General features: G+C 64.8%; 15 protein-coding genes and 1 tRNA gene. 3 read left to right on the top strand and 13 right to left on the bottom strand.

The window, feature by feature from the left end; genetic code table 11:
• Positions 1 to 2: 2 nt before the first annotated feature.
• On the top strand, positions 3 to 2,117 hold the full coding sequence (locus QOL82_RS10290; RefSeq protein WP_283442170.1) for an ATP-binding protein: 2,115 nt from the start codon (positions 3 to 5) through the stop codon (positions 2,115 to 2,117).
• 193 nt (positions 2,118 to 2,310) lie between these two features.
• Here QOL82_RS10290 and QOL82_RS10285 read toward each other — a convergent pair.
• The 11 genes from QOL82_RS10285 to nirB all read right to left on the bottom strand — a co-directional run bounded on the left by QOL82_RS10285 (position 2,311) and on the right by nirB (position 16,591).
• Positions 2,311 to 2,389: transfer RNA gene (locus QOL82_RS10285), tRNA-Ile, on the bottom strand.
• Between the two features lie 101 nt (positions 2,390 to 2,490).
• Positions 2,491 to 5,019: an RNA polymerase sigma factor RpoD gene (rpoD, locus tag QOL82_RS10280; RefSeq protein WP_283442325.1), complete on the bottom strand. Its 2,529-nt coding sequence runs from the start codon at positions 5,017 to 5,019 to the stop codon at positions 2,491 to 2,493.
• 178 nt (positions 5,020 to 5,197) lie between these two features.
• Entirely contained in the window at positions 5,198 to 7,003 is a 1,806-nt protein-coding gene (dnaG, locus tag QOL82_RS10275; RefSeq protein ID WP_283442169.1) for a DNA primase, read from the bottom strand.
• 30 nt (positions 7,004 to 7,033) lie between these two features.
• A complete protein-coding gene (locus QOL82_RS10270) occupies positions 7,034 to 7,483 on the bottom strand; it encodes a GatB/YqeY domain-containing protein (protein WP_283442168.1) in 450 nt (149 codons plus the stop codon).
• A 116-nt stretch (positions 7,484 to 7,599) separates the two neighbouring features.
• A complete protein-coding gene (rpsU, locus tag QOL82_RS10265) occupies positions 7,600 to 7,812 on the bottom strand; it encodes a 30S ribosomal protein S21 (protein ID WP_005665410.1) in 213 nt (70 codons plus the stop codon).
• Between the two features lie 93 nt (positions 7,813 to 7,905).
• On the bottom strand, positions 7,906 to 9,102 hold the full coding sequence (locus tag QOL82_RS10260; RefSeq protein WP_283442167.1) for a BaiN/RdsA family NAD(P)/FAD-dependent oxidoreductase: 1,197 nt from the start codon (positions 9,100 to 9,102) through the stop codon (positions 7,906 to 7,908).
• A 62-nt stretch (positions 9,103 to 9,164) separates the two neighbouring features.
• Positions 9,165 to 9,920, bottom strand: coding sequence for a uroporphyrinogen-III C-methyltransferase (cobA, locus tag QOL82_RS10255; protein WP_283442166.1), 756 nt, complete (start codon positions 9,918 to 9,920; stop codon positions 9,165 to 9,167).
• A complete protein-coding gene (gene ybiB, locus QOL82_RS10250) occupies positions 9,904 to 10,896 on the bottom strand; it encodes a DNA-binding protein YbiB (RefSeq protein WP_283442165.1) in 993 nt (330 codons plus the stop codon). Before ybiB ends, cobA begins: the two co-directional genes overlap by 17 nt.
• Before the next feature lie 68 nt (positions 10,897 to 10,964).
• A complete protein-coding gene (locus QOL82_RS10245) occupies positions 10,965 to 13,769 on the bottom strand; it encodes a nitrate reductase (RefSeq protein ID WP_283442164.1) in 2,805 nt (934 codons plus the stop codon).
• A complete protein-coding gene (nirD, locus tag QOL82_RS10240) occupies positions 13,766 to 14,113 on the bottom strand; it encodes a nitrite reductase small subunit NirD (protein ID WP_283442163.1) in 348 nt (115 codons plus the stop codon). The genes QOL82_RS10245 and nirD overlap by 4 nt, the downstream gene beginning before the upstream one ends.
• Before the next feature lie 39 nt (positions 14,114 to 14,152).
• On the bottom strand, positions 14,153 to 16,591 hold the full coding sequence (gene nirB / locus QOL82_RS10235; protein ID WP_283442162.1) for a nitrite reductase large subunit NirB: 2,439 nt from the start codon (positions 16,589 to 16,591) through the stop codon (positions 14,153 to 14,155).
• Positions 16,592 to 16,858: 267 nt separating this feature from the next.
• On the opposite strand from nirB, the gene QOL82_RS10230 reads away from it, so the two are divergent.
• Positions 16,859 to 18,073: a nitrate/nitrite transporter gene (locus tag QOL82_RS10230; RefSeq protein WP_283442161.1), complete on the top strand. Its 1,215-nt coding sequence runs from the start codon at positions 16,859 to 16,861 to the stop codon at positions 18,071 to 18,073.
• A gap of 103 nt (positions 18,074 to 18,176) precedes the next feature.
• Positions 18,177 to 19,880: a bifunctional protein-serine/threonine kinase/phosphatase gene (locus tag QOL82_RS10225; protein ID WP_283442160.1), complete on the top strand. Its 1,704-nt coding sequence runs from the start codon at positions 18,177 to 18,179 to the stop codon at positions 19,878 to 19,880.
• 61 nt (positions 19,881 to 19,941) lie between these two features.
• Here QOL82_RS10225 and QOL82_RS10220 read toward each other — a convergent pair whose 3' ends face one another.
• The gene (locus QOL82_RS10220) at positions 19,942 to 20,112 is read right to left on the bottom strand and encodes a hypothetical protein (protein ID WP_283442159.1); all 171 of its coding nucleotides are present in this window, start codon (positions 20,110 to 20,112) and stop codon (positions 19,942 to 19,944) included.
• An 8-nt stretch (positions 20,113 to 20,120) separates the two neighbouring features.
• Positions 20,121 to 21,095: a quinone oxidoreductase family protein gene (locus QOL82_RS10215; protein WP_283442158.1), complete on the bottom strand. Its 975-nt coding sequence runs from the start codon at positions 21,093 to 21,095 to the stop codon at positions 20,121 to 20,123.
• Positions 21,096 to 21,106: the final 11 nt, after the last annotated feature.

Genomic DNA, 21,106 nt, shown 5'->3' with positions numbered 1-21,106 from the left:
ACATGCCAGAAATCCAACTCTTTCCGAGAGAACAGGTCGTCGGAATCTTTCGTGGCTTCCAGCAGGGAGGTATGGAATTCCACGCCGACCTTGTTTTGCCGTACCGAAACGAGTTCCAGAACATCCCGATGCACGGGCAATTCCTCCTCGTCCAACTAGAGACACCGGATGAGGCGGTGTTGGGTCGCATTGCGTCCTTTTCCTCCGAGGGGAAGTTATCTTTTGGCTCTGGCGAGGAGTTCAACATCCGTGCAGTCCGCGAAGAAAGACCTATCCCAGAAGATCTGCGTGAGCAATATCTTAAGTACCGGATCAACATTCGCGTGCTGGGTGTTCTACGCAAGAACGGCAACGGGCTGACATTCGTTCCCTCCCATCGTCGACTTCCCCATGTTGGTAGCAAGGTAGCCTTTCCAAGCGACGAGGTGTTGCGTGAGATCGCTGGGCATAATATTGATGGCGCACCCATAGGCCATCTGGCACTCGGGGAGTACATCTACGCGGCAGGCAACAAGTCATTCCAATCGCAGGAATGGATGCAGGTGGTCACACCGGAGGTGCTGGTCCGCTTCCCGATAGAGTCCCTGGTGTCCAGACGTAGCTTCATTTTTGCCAGAGCGGGCTTCGGTAAATCCAACCTCAACAAACTACTGTTCTCGAAGCTCTACGAGACAACACCAGTTGTCACCAAACGCGCCGGCAAGCAAGTCCCTGTGGGCACGATCATATTCGACCCGGATGGGGAGTATTTCTGGCCAGATGATAAAGGCCGTCCCGGTCTGTGCGACGTCCCAGCGTTGGAAGACAAGGTCGTCGTTTTCACCGACCGAAAAAATCCAAGTCCCTTCTACCAATCATTCGTTGCTGGCGGCATCAAGCTTGATATCCGCCGCTTACGCCCGGGGGATGTGATTTCGATTGCGCTCGGACCAGAGCGTCAGGAACAGCAGAACGTTCGGAAGCTGCGAGGGCTGCCACAAGATCGTTGGGAGTCGCTGGTCAATCTGATAGACACCAACGGCAATACCACGCCGCTCGACGACGTCTGCGGACTGCTTGATCTCGACCCTCAGCGACAGGAGGCCGAGGCACTGGCAGCCCGGGGGAACATGACAGCGATCGTAAAGATGCTGCATGACAAGAGCAGTCAGCTAATGGACATGCTGGTTCATGCGCTTTCCGAAGGAAAGTTATGTGTTATTGACGTCTCCCAAATGCGCGGAGGCCAGTCCTTAGTGCTCTCAGGCCTGATCTTGCGCCGGATCTTCGACCGGAACCAGCAAGAGTTTACAGCTGCCGACCCTAAGACCATCCCGACGATCGCCGTCGTCGAAGAAGCGCAGTCAGTGTTGAACGAGAACGCACCTGCTGCCGAGCCTTACATTGCGTGGGTAAAGGAGGGCCGTAAGTACGACCTGGGAGCGCTTCTGATCACGCAGCAACCTGGCAGCATTCCAGTCGAGATCCTCAGCCAGGGGGACAACTGGTTCATCTTCCACCTGTTGTCCGCAGCTGATCTCTCATCCCTGAAACGAGCCAACGCCCATTTCAGTGACGACCTATTGAGTTCGCTACTTAACGAGCCGATCCCGGGCCAGGGCGTGTTCTGGAGTTCAGTAGGAGACAAACCTTATCCAGTTAGCCTCCGGGCACTGTTGTTCGAAAAAATATATTCAATGCGGGACTCTGACTACAACCAGCCTGCAGGGAATACATATGCTCTTACGCTGCGCAACACTTTCTCAGGAATGAGGCAGAACGCTACGGCTGCCCAGCTCTCAGAAGAAAATGCTTCAGGCACACTCTTTCCCGCTGATATTACTTTCGGAGATTCCGACCCTGTAGACGTAATGGCAATTTTAGAGCAGAGAGCAATCGATGCCTTGCGAGGAGATGTTGACATCCGCCAGAAACTTGAATCTCCGAATGGTATGCCTTGGTTTGGAGTTCAACAGTTCCTGATGGGCCACCTGCCGGAACACTTGGAAGACCGCCGTCAGTTTGCTTACAACCTTGTTTCAAAAGCGATGAATGCAGTTTTTGGTTCACAACCCGCAGCATGGGAGACGTTCAAAAATCCGGCCACGGGAAAAACGTGGATAAAAGGTCACAAGTGACCGCTGACGCCAGCGCTTCTTGTTCGAGGAAAGGCAGTAGCGCGCAATTACTCAAAAGGCGATCGCGCTGGCGGTGATGGTAGCTTCTTATCGCCTCTGAGGAAGAGATGTCGTCCGAAAACCTACATGGCGCCTACACAGGAGAAAAAACGAAAGGGGTTACAAGCAAAATGGCCGTAACCCCTTGATTTAATGGTGGGCCTCCCGTGAGTCGAACACGGCACCAACGGATTATGAGTCCGCTGCTCTAACCAAGCATGAGCTAGAGGCCCTATCTGCTGCGTTGCGGGCATGCTGCCCCGCTTAAACTAACCGGCCCTGAACTTCAGGGCCGGGCAGCATTGTACAACGAAAACTACGGCTGATTAAATGCTTAGCCGCTGCCTTCGAGGAAACTTTTCAGCTTGTCCGAGCGGGACGGATGGCGCAGCTTGCGCAGCGCTTTCGCCTCTATTTGCCGGATGCGCTCGCGGGTGACGTCGAACTGCTTGCCGACTTCTTCCAGCGTGTGGTCGGTCGACATTTCGATGCCGAAGCGCATGCGCAGCACCTTGGCTTCGCGCGGCGTCAGCGAGTCGAGCACGTCCTTGACCACGCCGCGCATCGACGCATGCAGCGCGGCGTCGGCCGGCGCCAGCGTGTTGTTGTCCTCGATGAAGTCGCCCAGATGGGAATCGTCGTCGTCGCCGATCGGCGTTTCCATCGAGATCGGCTCCTTGGCGATCTTCATGATCTTGCGGATCTTGTCTTCCGGCATTTCCATCTTGAGCGCCAGCGTTGCCGGGTCCGGCTCGGCGCCGGTTTCCTGCAATATCTGGCGCGAGATGCGGTTCATCTTGTTGATGGTCTCGATCATGTGCACCGGGATGCGGATGGTGCGCGCCTGGTCGGCGATCGAGCGGGTGATGGCTTGCCGGATCCACCAGGTTGCATAGGTCGAAAACTTGTAGCCGCGACGGTATTCGAACTTGTCGACGGCCTTCATCAGGCCGATATTGCCTTCCTGGATCAGGTCCAGGAACTGCAAACCGCGGTTCGTGTACTTCTTCGCGATCGAGATCACCAGCCGCAGGTTGGCTTCGGTCATTTCCCGCTTGGCCTTGCGCGCCTTCATTTCGCCGGCGGCCATCTTCTTGTTGATGTTGCGCAGGTCGGGCAAGGGCAGCACCACGCGTGCCTGCAGGTCGATCAGCTTCTGCTGCAGTTCCTTGATGGTCGGGACGTTGCGGCCCAGGATCACGCTGTACGCATGGCTGCCGCTGACTTCGCCGTCGATCCAGTCGAGGTTGGTCTCGTTGCCCGGGAACACCTTGATGAAGTGGTTGCGCGGCATGCCGCACTTGTTGACCGCGACATCGAGGATCTGCTTCTCGATATGGCGCACTTCGTCGACCTGGCCGCGCAGCGTGTCGCAGAGCTTTTCCACCACCTTGGCGGTGAAGCGGATGCCGAGCAGCTCGTTCGAGATGGTTTCCTGCGCCTTCACGTAGGGCCTGGAGTTGTAGCCTTCCTTCTCGAAGGCCTTGCGCATGTTGTCGAACTGCTCGGCGATGACGGCGAACTTGCCCAGCGCGTCGCGCTTGAGCTGTTCCAGCTGTTCGGCCGAGAAGCCGGCGGCGGCGCCTGCCGAACTGCTGGCTTCTTCCTCTTCCTCACCCTCTTCTTCCTCGTCCGCCTCCTCGTCGTCCTCATCGGCTTCCGCCGCGGGCGCCGGGGCGGGAATGATGTCGGACTGGTTCTGGTCGACCAGGCCGTCGACCATTTCATCGATCTTGGTCTCGTCCTTGGCGATGCGGTCGGCCGCGGCCAGGATCTCGGCGATCGTGGTCGGACAGGCCGAAATTGCCTGGATCATGTCCTTCAGGCCGTCTTCGATGCGCTTGGCGATCTCGATCTCGCCTTCCCGCGTCAGCAGCTCGACCGAGCCCATTTCGCGCATGTACATGCGCACCGGGTCGGTGGTGCGGCCGAAGTCGGAGTCGACGGTCGACAGCGCGGCCTCGGCGGCGGCTTCCGCGTCGTCGTCGCTGGCGGCGGAGGCCACGCTGTCCGACAGCAGCAGCTGCTCGGCGTCGGGCGCATGCTCGTACACCGCGATGCCCATGTCGTTGAAGGTGCCGATGATGCCTTCGATGGCTTCCGGATCGACGATGTTCTCGGGCAGGTGGTCGTTGATTTCCGAATACGTCAGGAAACCGCGCTCCTTGCCCAGCTTAATCAGGGTTTTCAGCTTTTGCCGGCGGCGTTCGAGTTCTTCCTCGCTGGCCTCGGTGTCGGACGAAAACGCGTCTTTCAGCAGCGCCTTTTCCTTGGCCTTGCGGTCCTTCGCCTTAGCCTTGTCCACGGCCTTCATTTCGGCGCGTTCGACCGCGTTCAGCGCGGCGACCTCGTCGTTCTCGGGCTGGAATTCCTTGGGCTTGCGGCCGCGCCGGCCGGGCACCTTGACCGACGGCAGCACATAGCCCGAGGTGTCGATGGCGGCCAGCGTGGCGGCGTCGGTCGTCTGGCTGACGCTGCCCATGGCGGGCGTGTCCGGCTTGGTCTCCGCCTGTTGCGGCGCCTGCTTTGCCGCCTGGCCGGCAATTCTGGATTCAGTTTTCTTGGTCGTCACGGGAGCTTTCAATTGCGCAGAAGCCGGCTCTACGGCCGCTTTGGGTGAGGATTTGTCCACCGTCTTGCCCGCCTTGACAGGTTTGGGCGCGCTTACCGCAGCCGTCGCGGGCGCCGAAGTGGATGCTCGTTTCGTTGAAGATGTCTTGCCGCCCGATGGGGCCGCTGGCGCACGGGAAACCGCTCCGGACGCCGAAGCGCCTGCCTTGCCTGCCGGCGCCGCCGGCGCTGTCTGGCCCTCGTGCGCCGGGGCCGCCTGGTGCTTTACGGGTTTCTTCATCGCGTTCGCCATGGAATCAACTACCAAAGTTCGCGGGCTCGTCCCGCCATCGGATTGATTGCGTAGCTCGGTGCTGCCAGGGCCACGCTCTCCTGAACTGTTAAAACCGTTACTTGGATACCCCTTAAGATACTGATTAAAGTGTTATGCAAATGTCATAGCATACTATCACTCAAGCAACATTAGCTAGTCATCGCGAACCGGCTTCCGTGACTGCCTGCTGCTTCAGACGCTCGCGTTCAGCCATTAATTCCCGGTAACGAATGTGCGACTCCGGCGTCATTGCTCCCGACGCCAGCCTTTCCATTTCCGTACTGAGCAGCTTGAGCCTGGTCTGGCGCACCGCACCCGCCAGTTCCACGCCCGCGCTCTCCACATCATATTCAGCGTCGGCGGCAATTGCGCCGATCAATGCATCAAATTCCGGGCCGGCGGCGCGCAGGCGCTCGGCCAGCATCGCAAAGTTCGCGTGCTCGCCCATTGCGCGCGCTTCTTCGACCAGCTGCGACAACAGCGCGCCGCCGTCCGGCGACACCTGGGCCAACGCCTCAAGCGACGCATCGTCCATCTGGGCCGCCAGCACGGGCTGCGCAATCAGCAGCCGGATCACTTTTTTCTCCAGGCCTTCCGGCGCGGAGCGGCTGCCGGCCCGCGGCGGCGCGGCCCGCTGCGGCGCCACGGCAACCGGTTTGCTCAGTTCGAACAAGGCTTCGATCTCGGCCGGCGTCGTCTGCGTCGCGTTGGCCAGGCTGCGCACCAGTTGCAGCCGCAGCGACGACGGCGCCATGGCCTGCAGCATCGGTTTCGCATTGAACTGCGCCCGAGCCCTGCCTTCCGCGGTCTGCAGCTCGCCTTCGGCCATCACTTCATTGAGCAGGAACTGGGAAAGCGGCATTGCCTCGCGCACCAGCGTCTCGAATGCTTCGGCGCCGTGCTCGCGCACGTAGCTGTCCGGGTCATGCTTGTCCGGGAGAAACAGAAACTTCATGGTCTTGCTGTCGCCCGCATGCGTGAGGCAGGCATCCAGCGCCCGCCTGGCGGCCCGGCGGCCTGCCGCGTCGCCGTCGAAGCTGAACACGACATGGTCGGTCTGGCGCATCAGTTTCTGGACGTGAATCGGGGTGCAGGCCGTGCCCAGCGTTGCCACCGCCTGCGGAAAACCGAGCTGCGCCAGCGCCACCACATCCATATATCCCTCGGTAACCAGCACGTATCCTGCTTCCCTGATCGCCTGCCGCGCCTCGAACAAACCGTATAACTCGCTGCCTTTCTGAAATAGGGGCGTCTCCGGCGAATTCAAGTATTTCGGCTCGCCGCTGTCCATCACGCGGCCGCCGAAAGCGATCACCTGGCCCTTGGTATTTCGTATCGGGAACATGATGCGGTCGCGGAAGCGGTCGTAGCGCTTGTGCGGGCTGCCGCCCTCTTCCGCCGCCTTGTCGATGACCAGGCCGGACTCGACCAGCGCCTGGTCGGCATAGTCGGGAAAGGCGGCGCGCAGACTGTCCCAGCCGGGCGGCGCATAGCCCATCGCGAAGCGGGCGGCGATCTCGCCGGTCAGGCCGCGCTTTTGCAGATAGGCAATCGCCTGGGGCGCGGCTTTCAGTTGCTGGCGGTAGAAGTCGGCGGCCCGGGTCATCGCATCGGACAGGGCCATGCTCTTGGCCTGCGCCTCGGCGCGCTTGGCGGGCGGAAGGCGGTCGTCGTTCTCCGGGACAACCATGCCGACGTTCTGCGCCAGTTCCTTGATCGCGTCGACATAGCCGAGGCCGGAATATTCCATCAGGAAACCGATCGACGTGCCATGCGCGCCGCAGCCGAAGCAGTGATAGAACTGCTTGGTCGGGCTGACCGTGAAGCTGGGCGACTTTTCGTTATGGAACGGGCACAGGCCCATGTAGTTGACGCCGCCCTTCTTCAGCTGGACGTAGCGGCCCACCACGTCGACGATGTCGACGCGGGCGAGCAGGTCCTGGATGAAGGATTGCGGTATCACGGCGGCGCACTAGCGAAACGGCGGCCTGTCTCAGCCCTTGGCAAGGGCGGACTTGACCAGGCCGGACACGCTGGTCATGTCGGCGCGGCCGGCCAGCTTGGGCTTCAGCACGGCCATCACGCGACCCATGTCCTGGGGGCCGGCGGCGCCGGTCGAGGCCACGGCGGCGGCGACTTCGGCGCGCACTTCGTCGTCGGACAGCGCGGCCGGCATGTATTCGGCCAGCACCGCCAGCTCGCTTTTCTCGGCGTCGGCCAGGTCCTGGCGTCCGCCGGTCTCGAACTGGCTGATCGAGTCGCGGCGCTGCTTGATCATCTTGTCGATGATGGCCTGCACCTGCGCGTCGTCGAGGTCGATGCGCTCATCGACCTCTTTTTGCTTGATGGCGGCGGTCAGCAGGCGGATGGCGCCGAGACGCTGGGCGTCCCGTGCGCGCATTGCCGCCTTCATGTCCTCGGTGATCTTTTCCTTCAGGCTCATGAATCATCCTCTCAGCGATCCGCAAGGCGGACCAAAACGGATCAATAAATGCCAAAACCCGCTGCGGAGCTTCCGGAGCGGGTTGCCACCTCGACCGCAACAAGTGCGGTGGGTAATCAGTACAGTTTTTTCGGCAACTGCTGGCTGCGTATGCGCTTGTAATGGCGCTTGACTGCGGCGGCAAGCTTGCGCTTGCGCTCTGCGGTCGGCTTCTCGTAAAACTCGCGCGCCCGCAATTCGGTCAACAAGCCGGTTTTTTCAATAGTGCGCTTGAAGCGACGCATCGCGACTTCGAACGGCTCGTTTTCTTTAAGGCGAATAGTGGTCATGTACAAAAACCAGAGGTTTGAATTGGAAGACGGCGAGTATAACAGTCCTTTTTTTCAAAAGGAAGGCACTTTGGTGATTTAAATTGCGTGTTTTTAAACGGCCTTTCCCGTCGCCACGCCGGACGCCCAGGCCCACTGGAAATTGTAGCCGCCCAGCCAGCCGGTGACATCGACCGCCTCGCCGATGAAATACAGCCCCGGAACCTTGCCGACCATCATGCTCTGCTGCGACAGCGCCCGGGTGTCGACGCCGCCGCGAGTGACTTCGGCCTTGCGGTAGCCCTCCGAGCCGTCGGGAACGATGGTCCAGCGGTTCAGCACGTCGCCCAGGCGGCGCAGCTGCTTGTCCTGCATGTCGGCCGGGCGGGCCGACGCATCGAAACCGTTGGCGCTCAGCAACCCCTCGGCCAGGCGCGCGGGCAGCCACTGGGAAAGGTGGTTGCCCAGGTTCTTGCGGATCGCGCCCTTGTCCTTCAGCAATTCCTCGGCGACATCGATGTCCGGCAGCAGGTTGACCGTCAGCGCCGCGCCGGGCTGCCAGAAACTGGAGATCTGCAGCACCGCCGGGCCGGACAGGCCGCGGTGGGTGAACAGCAGGTCTTCGCGGAAATGCATCCGGGTCTTCTTCGCGCCAGTCTCGATATCCACCGGCAGCGCAATGCCGGCCAGCGGCACGAACGGCTGCCAGCCGGCCGCGTCGAAAGTCAGCGGCACCAGCGCCGGCTGCGGCTCGATGACCGGGATGTCGAACTGGCGCGCGATGCGGAATGCCAGGTCGGTCGCGCCGATCTTCGGGATCGACAGGCCGCCGCTGGCGATGACGACGCTGTCCGTGCTCAGCGCGCCGCCGTCGGTGCCGATGGCGAAGCGCCCGCCTTCCTTGTGCAGCGACTCGACCTTCGCCGGCATGCGCCAGGCGACGCCGCCGGCATCGCATTCGGCGCGCAGCATGGCGATGATGTCTTCGGCCGAGCGGTCGCAGAACAGCTGGCCCTTGTGCTTTTCATGCCACGGGATGCCGTGGCGCTTCATCAGCGCGAGGAAGTCCTGCGGCGTATAGCGCGACAGCGCGCTGCGGCAGAAATGCGGATTGCTGGACAGGAAGTTCTGCGGGCCGGCGTCGACATTGGTGAAATTGCAGCGGCCGCCGCCGGAGATGCGGATCTTCTCGGCCAGCTTGCTGGCATGGTCGATCAGCACCACGCGCTTGCCGCGCTGGCCGGCGACGGCGGCGCACATCATGCCGGCGGCGCCGGCGCCGATCACCGCGACATCGAAATGGTTGGACATGACAGGGTTTCAGAAAACGAAGCCGCGATTGTAGCGGCTCCCGGCCCCGTCCGGCCGATGCTTTATGCGGCGGCGGCGATGGCGGCCGGTAGCGCCCCGGCGCAGCGCACCACGTCGCCGATGACGATGATGCTGGGGCTGCCCAGTCCTGACGCGGCCAGCGCCCCCGGCAGTTGTCCCAGCGTGGTGATCAGCTGCGCCTGCGCGGCGCCGGAGGCCGACTGCACCACCGCCACCGGCGTGTCGGCGCGCTTGCCGCCGGCCAGCAGCGCCGCCTGGATCTCGGCGCAGCGCGCGACGCCCATGTAGATCACCAGCGTCAGGTCCAGCTTCGCCAGCGTCGCCCAGTCGGGGTTGTGCTCGGCGGTCTTGCCGTGGCCGGTGATGAATACCGCGCCCTGGCTGTACTGCCGGTGCGTCAGCGGCACGCCGATCGAGGACGGCGCCGCCAGTCCGCTGCTGATGCCGTTGACCACCTCGACGGCGATGCCTTCGGCGCGCAAGGTCGCGCATTCCTCGCCGCCACGGCCGAACACGAACGGGTCGCCGCCCTTGAGCCGCACCACGCAATGGCCGGCGCGGGCTTCGGCCACCATCATCCGCTCGATGAAGTCCTGCGGCGTCGACTGGCAGCCGCCGCGCTTGCCCACTTCGATCACGCGCACGCCGGGCCGCGCATGCTGCAGCACCTCACGGTTGACGAGGTCGTCGAGCAGCAGCACGTCGGCTGCGGCGATGGCCCTGACGGCCTTGATGGTCAGAAGCTCCGGGTCGCCGGGACCGGCGCCCACCAGGTAAACCTTAGCTGCCCTGCTCATGATGTGCATCCTGCCGTTGCCTTAACGACTTCGCTATATGCAAGCACTGTTCCACCTGCTCGGCGATGGGCGCCGGCACCGGCTCGTCGCCCCGCAATGCGGCATTGATCCAGGCGGCGGTGGTTTCCGCATCGCTCTGCGCAGGCAGCGGCGGCATTTCATCGACCGGCTCCTGCCGCTGCACCAGCGTAGTGCGTTCATGCTGGTGCAGCCATTCGATCTGCTGCGCACGCTTCGCGTTGGCCACCGTTTCGCCCTCGGTGCCGCGCATCAGGAAGGCGTCGCCGCGGCCGACCGGCGCCTCGGTCGTGAAATAGTCGGACAGCATCGCCAGGTATTCCGGGTGGGTATAGGAAACCAGGCGCAGCGCCGGTCCGTAGAAGGGCTGCATGATCTTGACCAGCGTATGGGTCGAGTTGCGCACGCCGAGGATGCGGCGCAGCGACAGCAGGTGCGCCATCCTCGGCGCCAGGTCGGCCACCGGCATGAAGACCGGCAGCCCGGTCTTGAACAGCGCTGCCGCCTCGTCCAGGCTCCGGGCAGGCGGCACGTCGATGTAATGCAGGATCTCGGCGGTGGTCACGCGGCCGGGGTCGGTCTCGACGCCATGGATCAGCACCGGCGCGCCGGCGCGGGCCAGCAGCAGCGCCAGCAGCGGCGTCAGGTTGGGCATCTGGCGCGAACCGTTGTAGCTCGGGATGACGATGGGCGCGTAGTCGGCGGCCGGCACAGGTATCGGGTCGAAGGAGGCTTCGGCGGCGTCAAGGAAGCCGGCGATCTCGGCCACCGACTCGCCCTTGATGCGCATGGCCAGCATCAGGCCGCCCATTTCCAGGTCGGATACGCGGCCTTCCAGCATGGCTGCGTACAGGTCGCGGGCATCGTCGCGCGACAGGCTGCGGGCGCCCTTCTTGCCGCGGCCTATTTCCTTGATGAAGCGTGCCGCGGGGAATGGGGTATGGTCGTGAATAGTCATCGGCGCAGATTACCGCAAATCGGTTTGCAGGGGAAAACGGGCCCGCGGCGCCCGGCCGCGGACCGGGCTCAGGCCGGCACGGCCATGCTGCGCACCATCTTCTTCAGCTCCGGCACGCATGAACCGCAGTTGGTGCCGCACTTGAGCTTGTCCTGCAGCGAGCACAGCGCTTCGTCCGGCGAACCCGCCGCCTGCAGTCCCAGCGTTTCCATGATCTCGGTCTCGGCGACGTTGAAGCAGTTGCAGACGATGCGGCCGCGCGCCTTGAAGCCTTGCGGCGCCGTCGACGAGGGCGACAGCAGCAGGCGGCCCAGCGCCGCGACCGGCTGTTCGCCTTCCAGGTATTCGCGCAGCCAGGATTCGGCGGCCGTGTCGCCAGCCAGGGACATCGCCTCGAGCTTGCCGTCGACGATGCGGATATGCCGGGCATTCCCGCGCCGGGTGTCGTCGTAGCGCAGCACCTGCGCGCCCTCGATGCCGAAGCGCGCCTCGATTTCCTTCACCAGCGCCGGCTCGGCCGGATAGTCGTCCGCCGCGCGAAACAGCACGCCGGCGCGGTCGCGCCCGAACAGCGTGCAGGACGCATAGGCGAAGCGCTTCATGTAGGGACGCATCGCGGCCTGCAGCGCCAGCACGTCGGACGCGTCGGCCCAGCCGACCACCAGCAGGCGCCACGGCAGTTCGGCCTTCAGTATCTTGACCGCCGCATGCTTGAGTTCGGGCTGGAAGGAATGCGGGTCGACCGCGGACAGGGTCAGCGCATTGACGCCATGGCTGCCGCCGCCGTCCGTTCCGCGGCCCGACACGTATTCCTCGCCCCAGTGCATCGCGACGAAGGCCTGGCCGCTGCGCATGTCGTCGCCGGCCAGCGCCGGCAACAGCTGCGAGCCGCGGCGGCTGGTCACGTGCACCAGGTCGCCGTCTTTCAGGAAGCGCCGCTCCATGTCGTTTTGCGCCAGCACGACCGCCGGCTCGGACGCATGCGAAAACAGCTGTGCCACCGTGCCGGTGCGGCTCATGCCATGCCACTGGTCGCGCAGGCGGCCGGTGGTCATGCGAAACGGATAGCGGGCGTCGACCGGCTCGGCCACCGGCTTGTAGGGGGCGACGACGAACGCGGCCCGCCCGCTCGCGGTGGGAAATACGCCGTCTTCGTACAGCCGCTTTTTGCCGGCCAGCGCGCCTTCCGGGTAAGGCCATTGCTGCGGCCCCTGCTCTTCCAGGAGCCGGTAGGACAGGCCGGTGATGTCCAGGTCGCGGCCGCGGGTGCTCTCGCGGTGCTCGTTCCAGATCTGCTCGGGCGTTTCATAGGGGAACAGCGTCTTGTCGAGGCCCATGACGGCCTCGAGCCGCCGGGCCAGGTCGACCACGATGCGCCAGTCATGCCGCGCTTCGCCCGGCGCCGGCAGCGCCGGCTTGAAGCGGGTGATGCGGCGCTCGGAATTGGTGACCGTGCCTTCCTTCTCGCTCCAGGTCGTCGCCGGCAGCAGCACGTCGGCATAGGCCACCGTGGCGGTGCCGCGATAGGCTTCCTGCACGATGACCAGTTCGGCATTCTTCAGCGCCTCATGCACCAGGTTCTGGTCCGGCATCGACTGGGCGGGGTTGGTGCAGGCGATCCAGAGTATCTTGATCTCGCCCTTGCGCACCGCCTCGAACATCGGGATGGCGGTCTTGCCCGGCGTCGACGGCACATCGTCCACGCCCCACAGCCGCGCGACCTCGGCGCGATGTTCCGGGTTTGCCATGTCGCGGTGGCCGGACAGCAGGTTGGCCATGCCCCCGACTTCGCGGCCGCCCATCGCATTCGGCTGGCCGGTAAGCGAGAACGGCCCGGCGCCGGGCTTGCCGATCTGGCCGGTCGCCAGGTGCAGGTTGATCAGCGACGCATTCTTCGCGGTGCCCGACGACGACTGGTTCAGTCCCTGGCAATACATCGACAAGGCCGCCTTCGCCTCGCCGAACCAGCGGGCCGCCTTGAACAGGTCATCCTCGGCGATGCCGCAGATGGCCGCCACGTGCTTGGGCGTGTACTCGCGCACCGAGCGCTTGAGCTCCGGAAAGCGCTCGGTATGGGCGGCGATGAATTCCAGGTCGACCAGGTCTTCCCACAGGCAGATATGCAGCATGCCGTTGTACAGCGCGGCGTCGGTGCCCGGCAGGATCTGCAGGAACAGGTCGGCGTCGCGCGCGGTGTCGGTGCGGCGCGGGTCGGCGACGATCATGCGCATGGCCGGGTTGGCCCGGCGCGCATCCTCGATCCGGCGATACAGGATCGGATGCGCATACGCGGTGTTGGAGCCGCTGATGAACAGCAGGTCCGCATGGTCGATGTCTTCGTAGCAGGCCGGCGGCGCATCCGCGCCCAGCGTCTGCTTGTAGCCGGCCACCGCGCTCGACATGCACAGGCGCGAGTTGGTGTCGACATTGTTGGTGCCGATCAGGCCCTTGGCGAGCTTGTTGAACACGTAATAATCCTCGGTCAGCAGCTGGCCCGAGATATAGAACGCGACGCTGTCGGGACCGTGTGCCGCCACGGTCTCGGCAATGCGCTTAGCGAGGAAATCCTGCGTCTCGTCCCACGACGCCGGCAGCCGCTCGCCGTCGCGGGCGGTGCGCAGTTCCGGGTGGAGCGCCCTCGCCTGCCGCTGCAGCGCCGGGCTGGCGGTCAGGTGCAGCGTGCTGCCCTTGGTGCAGAGCCTGCCGAAGTTGGCCGGGTGGTCGGGGTCGCCGCGCACGCCGGTCACCTGCGTGCCGTCGCTTTGCACGATGACGCCGCAGCCTACGCCGCAATAGCAGCAGGTGGTCTTCGTTTCGCTGATGGGTGCGGGGGCTGTGCCGGACGCGGGAGGAGCGGGCGCCGGCGCATTCATGCAGCCTCGACCGTCGCCGCGCTCAGTTCGGCGGCATCGAGATATACCTGGCCTTCCTCCACCTTGACGCTGAACTTCTGCGTGCAGCCTTCGTCCGGCGCGACCGCGCAGCCCGACTGCAGCTCGATGTTCCAGTTATGCAGCGGGCAGGCGACCCGCTCGCCAAAGACGATGCCCTGCGACAGCGGGCCGCCCTTGTGCGGGCAGCGGTCCAGCAGCGCGAACACGTGGTCCTGGCTGTTGCGGAAAATCGCCACGTCGGGCAGCGCTGCCCGCTTGACGACCCGTGCGCCGAGCACGGGAATATCTGCGACGTTGCAGATGGCTTTCCATTGATTCGACATGCTTGATCCTTTTACGTGATACGGAATGCGATGGGCAGGTCACGCCGTCAGTGGCGTGAACTGGCGCGGGTCGACCATGGCCTTGTCGAACTCGTGCCACGGGTCGGGCAGGCCGTCGAGCGAGAACATCAGCCGCTCGTACAGCGCCTTGCGGTTGGCATGGTCTTCCAGCACCATCTTCTTCACATGGTCGAGCCCGACGCGCGCCAGGTAATGCACGGTGCGTTCGAGGTACCAGCCTTCCTCGCGGTAGATCTGCAGGAACGCGCCGGCATACTCCATCACTTCCTCGTGGGTCTTCAGCTTGGTAAAGAAATGCGCGACCTCGGTCTTGATGCCGCCATTGCCGCCGACATAGATTTCCCAGCCCGAGTCGACCCCGATCACGCCGACGTCCTTGATGCCGGACTCGGCGCAGTTGCGCGGGCAGCCCGACACCGCGATCTTCACCTTGTGCGGCGCATACATCCGGGCCAGCGCCTTCTCCAGCTGCTGCCCGAGCAGCGTCGAGTTCTGGGTGCCGAAGCGGCACCATTCGGAGCCGACGCAGGTTTTCACCGTGCGGAGTCCCTTCGCATAGGCCAGGCCGGACGGCATGCCGAGGTCCTTCCAGACGGCCGGCAGGTCCTCCTTCTTCACGCCCAGCAGGTCGATGCGCTGGCCGCCGGTCACCTTGACGGTGGGAATCGCATACTTGTCGACCACGTCGGCGATGCGGCGCAGGTCGGCCGAATTGGTTTCGCCGCCCCACATCCGCGGGATCACCGAGTAGGTGCCGTCCTTCTGGATGTTGGCGTGGGCGCGTTCGTTGATGAAGCGGGACTGCGGATCGTCCACCGCCTCGTGCGGCCAGGTCGAGAGCAGGTAGTAGTTGAGCGCCGGGCGGCAGGTGGCGCAGCCATTCGGCGTGCGCCAGCCCATGAAACCCATGACGTCGGCGACGGTGAGCAGCTTGTTATGGCGGATCGCGTCCCGCGCTTCCTGGTGGGTATGGTCGGTGCAGCCGCACAGCGGCTTGGCCTTGGCCGCCGAGGAATAGTCGCCGCCGGCGGTAAACATGATGATCTGCTCGACCAGGCCGGTGCAGGAACCGCAGGAGGCCGAGGCCTTGGTGTGCTTGCGCACGTCTTCCAGCGTGAACAGCCCCTTTTCCTTGATCGCCTTGACGATGGCGCCCTTGCAGACGCCGTTGCAGCCGCAGACCTCGGCCGCATCCGGCATCGCCGCGGCCATGGTGAAGCCTTCATGCCCGGTGTCGCCGGGGCGGCCGGTGTTGGCTTCGCCGAACATCAGCGTGTCGCGGATCTCGGCAATGTCGCGACCCTCGCGCAGCAGCTTGAAGTACCAGCTGCCGTCGACCGTGTCGCCGTACAGGCAGGCGCCGACCAGCTTGTCGCCCTTCAGCACCAGCTTCTTGTAGACGCCCCCTATCGGGTCGGAAAGCACGATTTCCTCGGTCCCTTCGCCGCCCATGAATTCACCGGCCGAGAACAGGTCGATGCCGGTGACCTTCAGCTTGGTCGACGTGACCGATCCCTGGTACCGGCCGATGCCGAAGCTCGCGAGATGATTGGCCGCCACCTTGGCCATCTCGAACAGCGGCGCGACCAGGCCGTAGGCGGTGCCGCGGTGGTTCACGCATTCGCCGACCGCGTAGATGCGCGGGTCGTAGGTCTGCATCGTGTCGTTGACCACGATGCCGCGGTTGCAGTGGATGCCGCTGGCTTCGGCCAGCGCGGTGTTGGGCCGTATGCCGACCGCCATCACCACCAGCTGCGCGGGCACTTCGAGGCCGTCGTTGAAACGGATCGCCTGCACATGGCCGTTCCCGTCGCCGACCAGCTCCTGCGTGTTCTTCGCCAGCAGGAACTTGAGGCCGCGGTCTTCCAGCGATTTCTGCAGCATCTTGCCGGCGACCGGGTCGAGCTGGCGCTCCATCAGCCAGCCGGGCAGGTGCACGACGGTGACGTCCATGCCGCGCAGCTTCAGGCCGTTGGCCGCTTCGAGTCCGAGCAGGCCGCCGCCGATCACCACCGCATGCGTGTGCGTTTCGGCCGCGGCGATCATCGCATTGGTGTCATGGATGTCGCGGTAGGAAATGACGCCCGCGAGGTCCTTGCCCGGCACCGGCAGCATGAAAGGCGTCGAGCCGGTCGCCAGCAGCAGCCGGTCGTACTGGGCCTCGGTGCCGTCCTCCGCCACCACGATGCGGCGCGCGCGGTCGATCCGGTTGATGGTCTTCCCGAGATGCAGCGTGATGCCGTTTTCGGCGTACCAGTCGACATCGTTGAGCATGATGTCCTGGATGGTCTGCTCGCCGGCCAGCACCGGCGACAGCAGGATGCGGTTGTAGTTTGCGTAAGGCTCGGACCCGAACACCGTGATGTCGTATATGTCGGGAGCGATCTTGATCAGTTCTTCCAGCGTACGCACGCCTGCCATGCCGTTGCCGACCATGACCAGTTTCAGCTTCTTCATTAAAGCCCTTCCTTTTCCGGCTTCGCCATTAAAGCCATTTGGTTTCCGATAAAGATTTAATGCAAGAGCAGTGCCAGCCTTGAAGCGCACGCCATCGAACAGGAAGTCGCGGATCGTGCACCGCGCATGTGCGAAAAGCCCGTCTTTATGGTGCGGCGCACACCGGGGGCGCATCGACGCGCGGGCGTCGCCACGGCTGTGCACGCAAATCGACTGGCATAGCGATTGCATGGTGCGTGGCGCTCCCCAATGTCGATCGGACCCATCATGCAGAAAACCTCTTTCTGGAAAGCCGGCCATACGCCCACGCTCCTGGCTTCCTTCTTTTACTTCGACCTGAGCTTCATGGTGTGGGTCATCCTCGGCCCGCTGGCCGTGCAGATATCGAAGGACATCGGCCTGACCCCGGCGCAGAAAGGCCTGATGGTGGCGACGCCGCTGCTGGCGGGCGCGCTGCTGCGCATCGTCATGGGCGTGCTGGTCGATCATTTGAAGCCGAAGAAAGCCGGACTGATCGGGCAGCTGGTGGTCATCGCCGGCCTGGTATGGGCCTGGCTCGGCGACCTGCATACCTACCAGAGCCTGCTGGCGCTGGGCATGCTGCTCGGCGTGGCCGGGGCCGCGTTCGCGGTGGCGCTGCCGCTGGCCTCGCGCTGGTATCCGCCGGAACACCAGGGCACCGCGCTCGGCATCGCCGGCGCCGGCAATTCGGGCACCGCGTTCGCCGCGCTGTTCGCGCCCGCGCTGGCGATCGCGTATGGATGGCAGAGCGTGTTCGGCCTCTGCCTGATCCCGCTGGGGGTCGCGCTGGCGGTCTACCTGATCTTCGCCAAGGATGCGCCGTCGGCGCCGCCGCCGAAGTCGATGGTCGAATACCTGCAGGTGCTGAAGGACAAGGACGCCTGGTGGTTCATGTTCTTTTACAGCGTGACCTTCGGCGGTTTCTCGGGCCTGGCTTCGTCGCTCACCATCTATTTCAACGGCCAGTACGGCCTGTCCCCGGTGACCGCCGGCTATTTCACCGCGGCCTGCGTGTTTGCCGGCTCGCTGGTGCGGCCGCTGGGCGGGCGCATGGCCGACCGGATCGGCGGCATCAGGACGCTGTCCATCATGTACCTGCTGGCGGCGACCTTCCTGTTCATCGCCAGCATCGGCCTGCCGTCGGCGGCCATGGCGGTGGTGGTGTTCGTGCTGGCGATGCTGGCGCTGGGCACCGGCAACGGCGCGGTGTTCCAGCTGGTGCCGCAGCGCTTTCGCAAGGAGATCGGCGTGATGACCGGCCTGGTCGGCATGGCCGGCGGCATCGGCGGCTTCTATCTTGCGTCCAGCCTGGGCTTCTCCAAGCAGGCGACCGGCAGCTATCAGCTCGGGCTGTGCATCTTCGCGTCTCTGGCGCTGCTGGCGCTGGTCGGCCTGACCGTGGTAAAGGGCCGCTGGCGCACCACCTGGGGCAGCGCGGCAATGACGACTGCGAAGATCTGAGGCATGCGACCCCGGCGTGCCACGCCGCGCCGGGGCGCTGCATTAGAATGAATCACTTCCTGACTCCCGGTCCAGGCGCGCAGGGCGGCCCTCCCTTTCCCCGATGCCACTGATCATTTCCCCCGGATACGCAAGCCTCGCCGGGCTGCGCGAACGCAATGAAGACTTCGTCGGCATGGTGACGCCGGCCGAACCCGAGCTGTCCAGCAAGGGGCTGATTGCCGCCGTCGCCGATGGCGTGTCCGGCAACGACGGCGGCCGCGAGGCCGCCGAGTACGCGGTGCGCGGCCTGCTGGCCGACTACTACGCGACGCCGGACACCTGGCCTGTCACGCAGTCGCTCGACCGGGTGCTCAAGGCAATGAATGGCTGGGTCCAGCAGCAGGGAACGACCCGCCCCGAGCTGTCCGGCATGGCGACCACGCTGACGGCGCTGGTGCTGCGCGGCTGCTTCTATCATTTCTCCCATGTCGGCGATACCCGGCTCTACCTGCTGCGCAACGGCGTGCTGCAGCGGCTGACGACCGACCATGTCTGGGACCGCCCCGAGATGCAGCATGTGCTGACCCGCGCGATCGGCCTCGACACCCGGCTGGCGATCGACCACGGCATGGGCGAGCTGAAGCAGGGCGACGTTTTCCTGCTGGCCAGCGACGGCGTCTGGGCCGCGCTGACCGAATACGAACTGACCCGCCAGCTGTCGGAACTGGCGCTCGGCGCATCCGACGCGAACCGGACCGCGCAGTCCGTGGTCCAGGCCGCGCTCGACGCCGGCTCCAGCGACAATGCCAGCGCGCTGGCGCTGAAGGTCGAAGCGCTGCCCGACGCCAGCCTGCGCGACGCGGTCTCGGGCTCGCGCCAGCTGCCCTTGCCGCCGCGTTTGAAGCCGGGCCAGAGCATCGACGGCTACCGGGTCGAGGCGCTGGTCCATGCATCGCAGACCACGGTGCTGTACAGGGTCGTGGACCCGAAGAGCGGCAAGCCGCTGGTGCTGAAGACCCTGCAGCCGGAACGCGACGGCGACATGCAGGAGCGTTCCGCCTTTGCGCACGAGGAATGGCTGGCGCGGCGCGCCGTGGCCCGCTTCTTCCCGCAGGTGGTGACGCCGGAGCAGCGCAATTACCTGTACTACCTCTGCACCTGGCACGACGGCCACACGCTGCAGCAGCACCTGGACGCCGGCCGCCATTTCACGGTGCCCGAGGCGGTCGCGGAAGGCACGCGGCTGGTGCGCGCGCTGGGGGCGCTGCACCGCCGCAGCATCATCCACCGCGACATCAAGCCGGCCAATGTGCACCTGGGCGACGACGGCGAACTGCGGGTGCTGGACCTGGGCGTCGCCCAGTCCGGCCTGGAAGCCGGCGACGGCAATCCCGCGCCGCAGGCTGGCACGCCCTCCTTCCTGGCGCCGGAACAGTACGGGAATGCGGTGCCGTCGCGCCAGACCGACGTCTATGCCGCCGGCGTCACGCTCTACCTGATGCTGACCCGGCATTATCCGTACGGCGAGATCGAGCCTTTCCAGCGGCCGCGTTTCGGCGACCCGGCGCCGCCCAGCCGTTATCGGCCGGACCTGCCGCTCTGGCTGGAAAATGTCCTGCTGAAGGCGGTCGCGCGCGATCCCGCGGACCGCTTCGAGACCGCCGAGGAATTCCTGCTGGCGCTGGAACGCGGCGCAAGCCGGCCGCTGCAGCCGCCGGCGCCGACGCCGCTGGCCAGGCGCGACCCGGCGCTGCTGTGGCGCGCGGTGGCCGCGGTGTCCATCGTGCTCAACCTGCTGCTGCTCTACCTGGTGGCCGCGCGCTGACGCGGGGAAGCCGCGCGGCGCCCGAGCGCAAGCCGGGCGGCAGCGCCTGCCGGACGCCCCGTCACCGCGTGAAGTAAGCCTCCGACCCCCATGTCACCAGCACGATGATCGCGACCACGGCCGCCAGCACGATCAGCAGCCTGCCGAACTTCGGCTGCCCGTCGCTCCCTGCAGGCTGCTCTTCCGGGTGGTTCATCGGGTTGCCGCCCGGCTCGGGTTCTGGCGTCGTCATCTGGCGCCTCAGGGCAGCAGGATGCTGGAGCCGGTGGTCTTGCGCGACTCCAGGTCGATATGCGCCTGCGCGGCATCCTTCAATGCATAGCGCTGGTTGATCTCGATCTTCACCTTGCCGCTGCCGACCATGTCGAACAGTTCAGCGGCCATCGCATCCAGGTCCTCGCGCTGCGCGGTGTAGCTGAACAGCGTCGGCCGCGTGATGAACAGCGAGCCGCGCGACGCCAGTTCGTTCAGGTTGAACGGCGGCACCGGGCCGGATGCGCTGCCGAAGCTGACCATGGTGCCCAGCGGCGACAGGCAGTCGAGCGAGCCGATGAAGGTGTCCTTGCCGATCGAGTCGTAGACCACCGGCACGCCCTTGCCGCCGGTGATTTCCTTGACCCGCTCGACAAAGTTCTCGGTGTTGTAGTTGATGACGTGGGCGGCGCCATGCTGCTTCGCCAGTTCGCCCTTGGCGTCCGAACCGACGGTGCCGATCAGCGTCACGCCCAGCGCCCTCGCCCACTGGCAGGCAATCAGGCCGACGCCGCCGGCGGCCGCGTGGAACAGCACGGTCTCGCCGCCCTTGAGCGGGAAGGTGCGGCGGAACAGGTATTGCACCGTCAGGCCCTGCAGCATCATCGCCGCGCCGGTCTCGAAGTCGATGTTGTCGGGCAGCTTCACCAGCGCCGCCGCCGGCATCACGCGGGCTTCCGCATAGGCGCCCGGCGGACGCCCGGCATAGGCGACCCGGTCGCCCGCCTTGACGTGCGTGACGCCGCTGCCGACCGCTTCCACCACGCCGGCGCCTTCCATTCCCAGGCCGGCGGGCAGCGGCTGCGGATACAGGCCGGTGCGGAAATAGACATCGATGTAATTCAGGCCGCATGCATGGTGCCGCACCCGGGCTTCGCCCGGCCCCGGTTCGCCAACCTCGACATCGACGTATTCCATTACTTCCGGTCCGCCGGTCTTGAAGATCCTGATTGCTTTGGTCATGGTGTCGTCTC

The organism is Noviherbaspirillum suwonense (assembly GCF_900182955.1).
Lineage (GTDB): Bacteria > Pseudomonadota > Gammaproteobacteria > Burkholderiales > Burkholderiaceae_D > Noviherbaspirillum_A > Noviherbaspirillum_A suwonense.
This window is presented reverse-complemented; position numbering and strand designations above follow the sequence as displayed.

What these genes read in the sequence shown, in the direction of transcription:
- QOL82_RS10290 (WP_283442170.1), top strand. Translation starts at nt 3, where the DNA reads ATGCCAGAAATCCAACTCTTTCCGAGAGAACAGGTCGTCGGAATCTTT.
- rpoD (WP_283442325.1), bottom strand. Translation starts at nt 5,019, where the DNA reads ATGGCGAACGCGATGAAGAAACCCGTAAAGCACCAGGCGGCCCCGGCG.
- QOL82_RS10270 (WP_283442168.1), bottom strand. Translation starts at nt 7,483, where the DNA reads ATGAGCCTGAAGGAAAAGATCACCGAGGACATGAAGGCGGCAATGCGC.
- rpsU (WP_005665410.1), bottom strand. Translation starts at nt 7,812, where the DNA reads ATGACCACTATTCGCCTTAAAGAAAACGAGCCGTTCGAAGTCGCGATG.
- QOL82_RS10260 (WP_283442167.1), bottom strand. Translation starts at nt 9,102, where the DNA reads ATGTCCAACCATTTCGATGTCGCGGTGATCGGCGCCGGCGCCGCCGGC.
- cobA (WP_283442166.1), bottom strand. Translation starts at nt 9,920, where the DNA reads ATGAGCAGGGCAGCTAAGGTTTACCTGGTGGGCGCCGGTCCCGGCGAC.
- ybiB (WP_283442165.1), bottom strand. Translation starts at nt 10,896, where the DNA reads ATGACTATTCACGACCATACCCCATTCCCCGCGGCACGCTTCATCAAG.
- QOL82_RS10245 (WP_283442164.1), bottom strand. Translation starts at nt 13,769, where the DNA reads ATGAATGCGCCGGCGCCCGCTCCTCCCGCGTCCGGCACAGCCCCCGCA.
- nirD (WP_283442163.1), bottom strand. Translation starts at nt 14,113, where the DNA reads ATGTCGAATCAATGGAAAGCCATCTGCAACGTCGCAGATATTCCCGTG.
- nirB (WP_283442162.1), bottom strand. Translation starts at nt 16,591, where the DNA reads ATGAAGAAGCTGAAACTGGTCATGGTCGGCAACGGCATGGCAGGCGTG.
- QOL82_RS10230 (WP_283442161.1), top strand. Translation starts at nt 16,859, where the DNA reads ATGCAGAAAACCTCTTTCTGGAAAGCCGGCCATACGCCCACGCTCCTG.
- QOL82_RS10225 (WP_283442160.1), top strand. Translation starts at nt 18,177, where the DNA reads ATGCCACTGATCATTTCCCCCGGATACGCAAGCCTCGCCGGGCTGCGC.
- QOL82_RS10220 (WP_283442159.1), bottom strand. Translation starts at nt 20,112, where the DNA reads ATGACGACGCCAGAACCCGAGCCGGGCGGCAACCCGATGAACCACCCG.
- QOL82_RS10215 (WP_283442158.1), bottom strand. Translation starts at nt 21,095, where the DNA reads ATGACCAAAGCAATCAGGATCTTCAAGACCGGCGGACCGGAAGTAATG.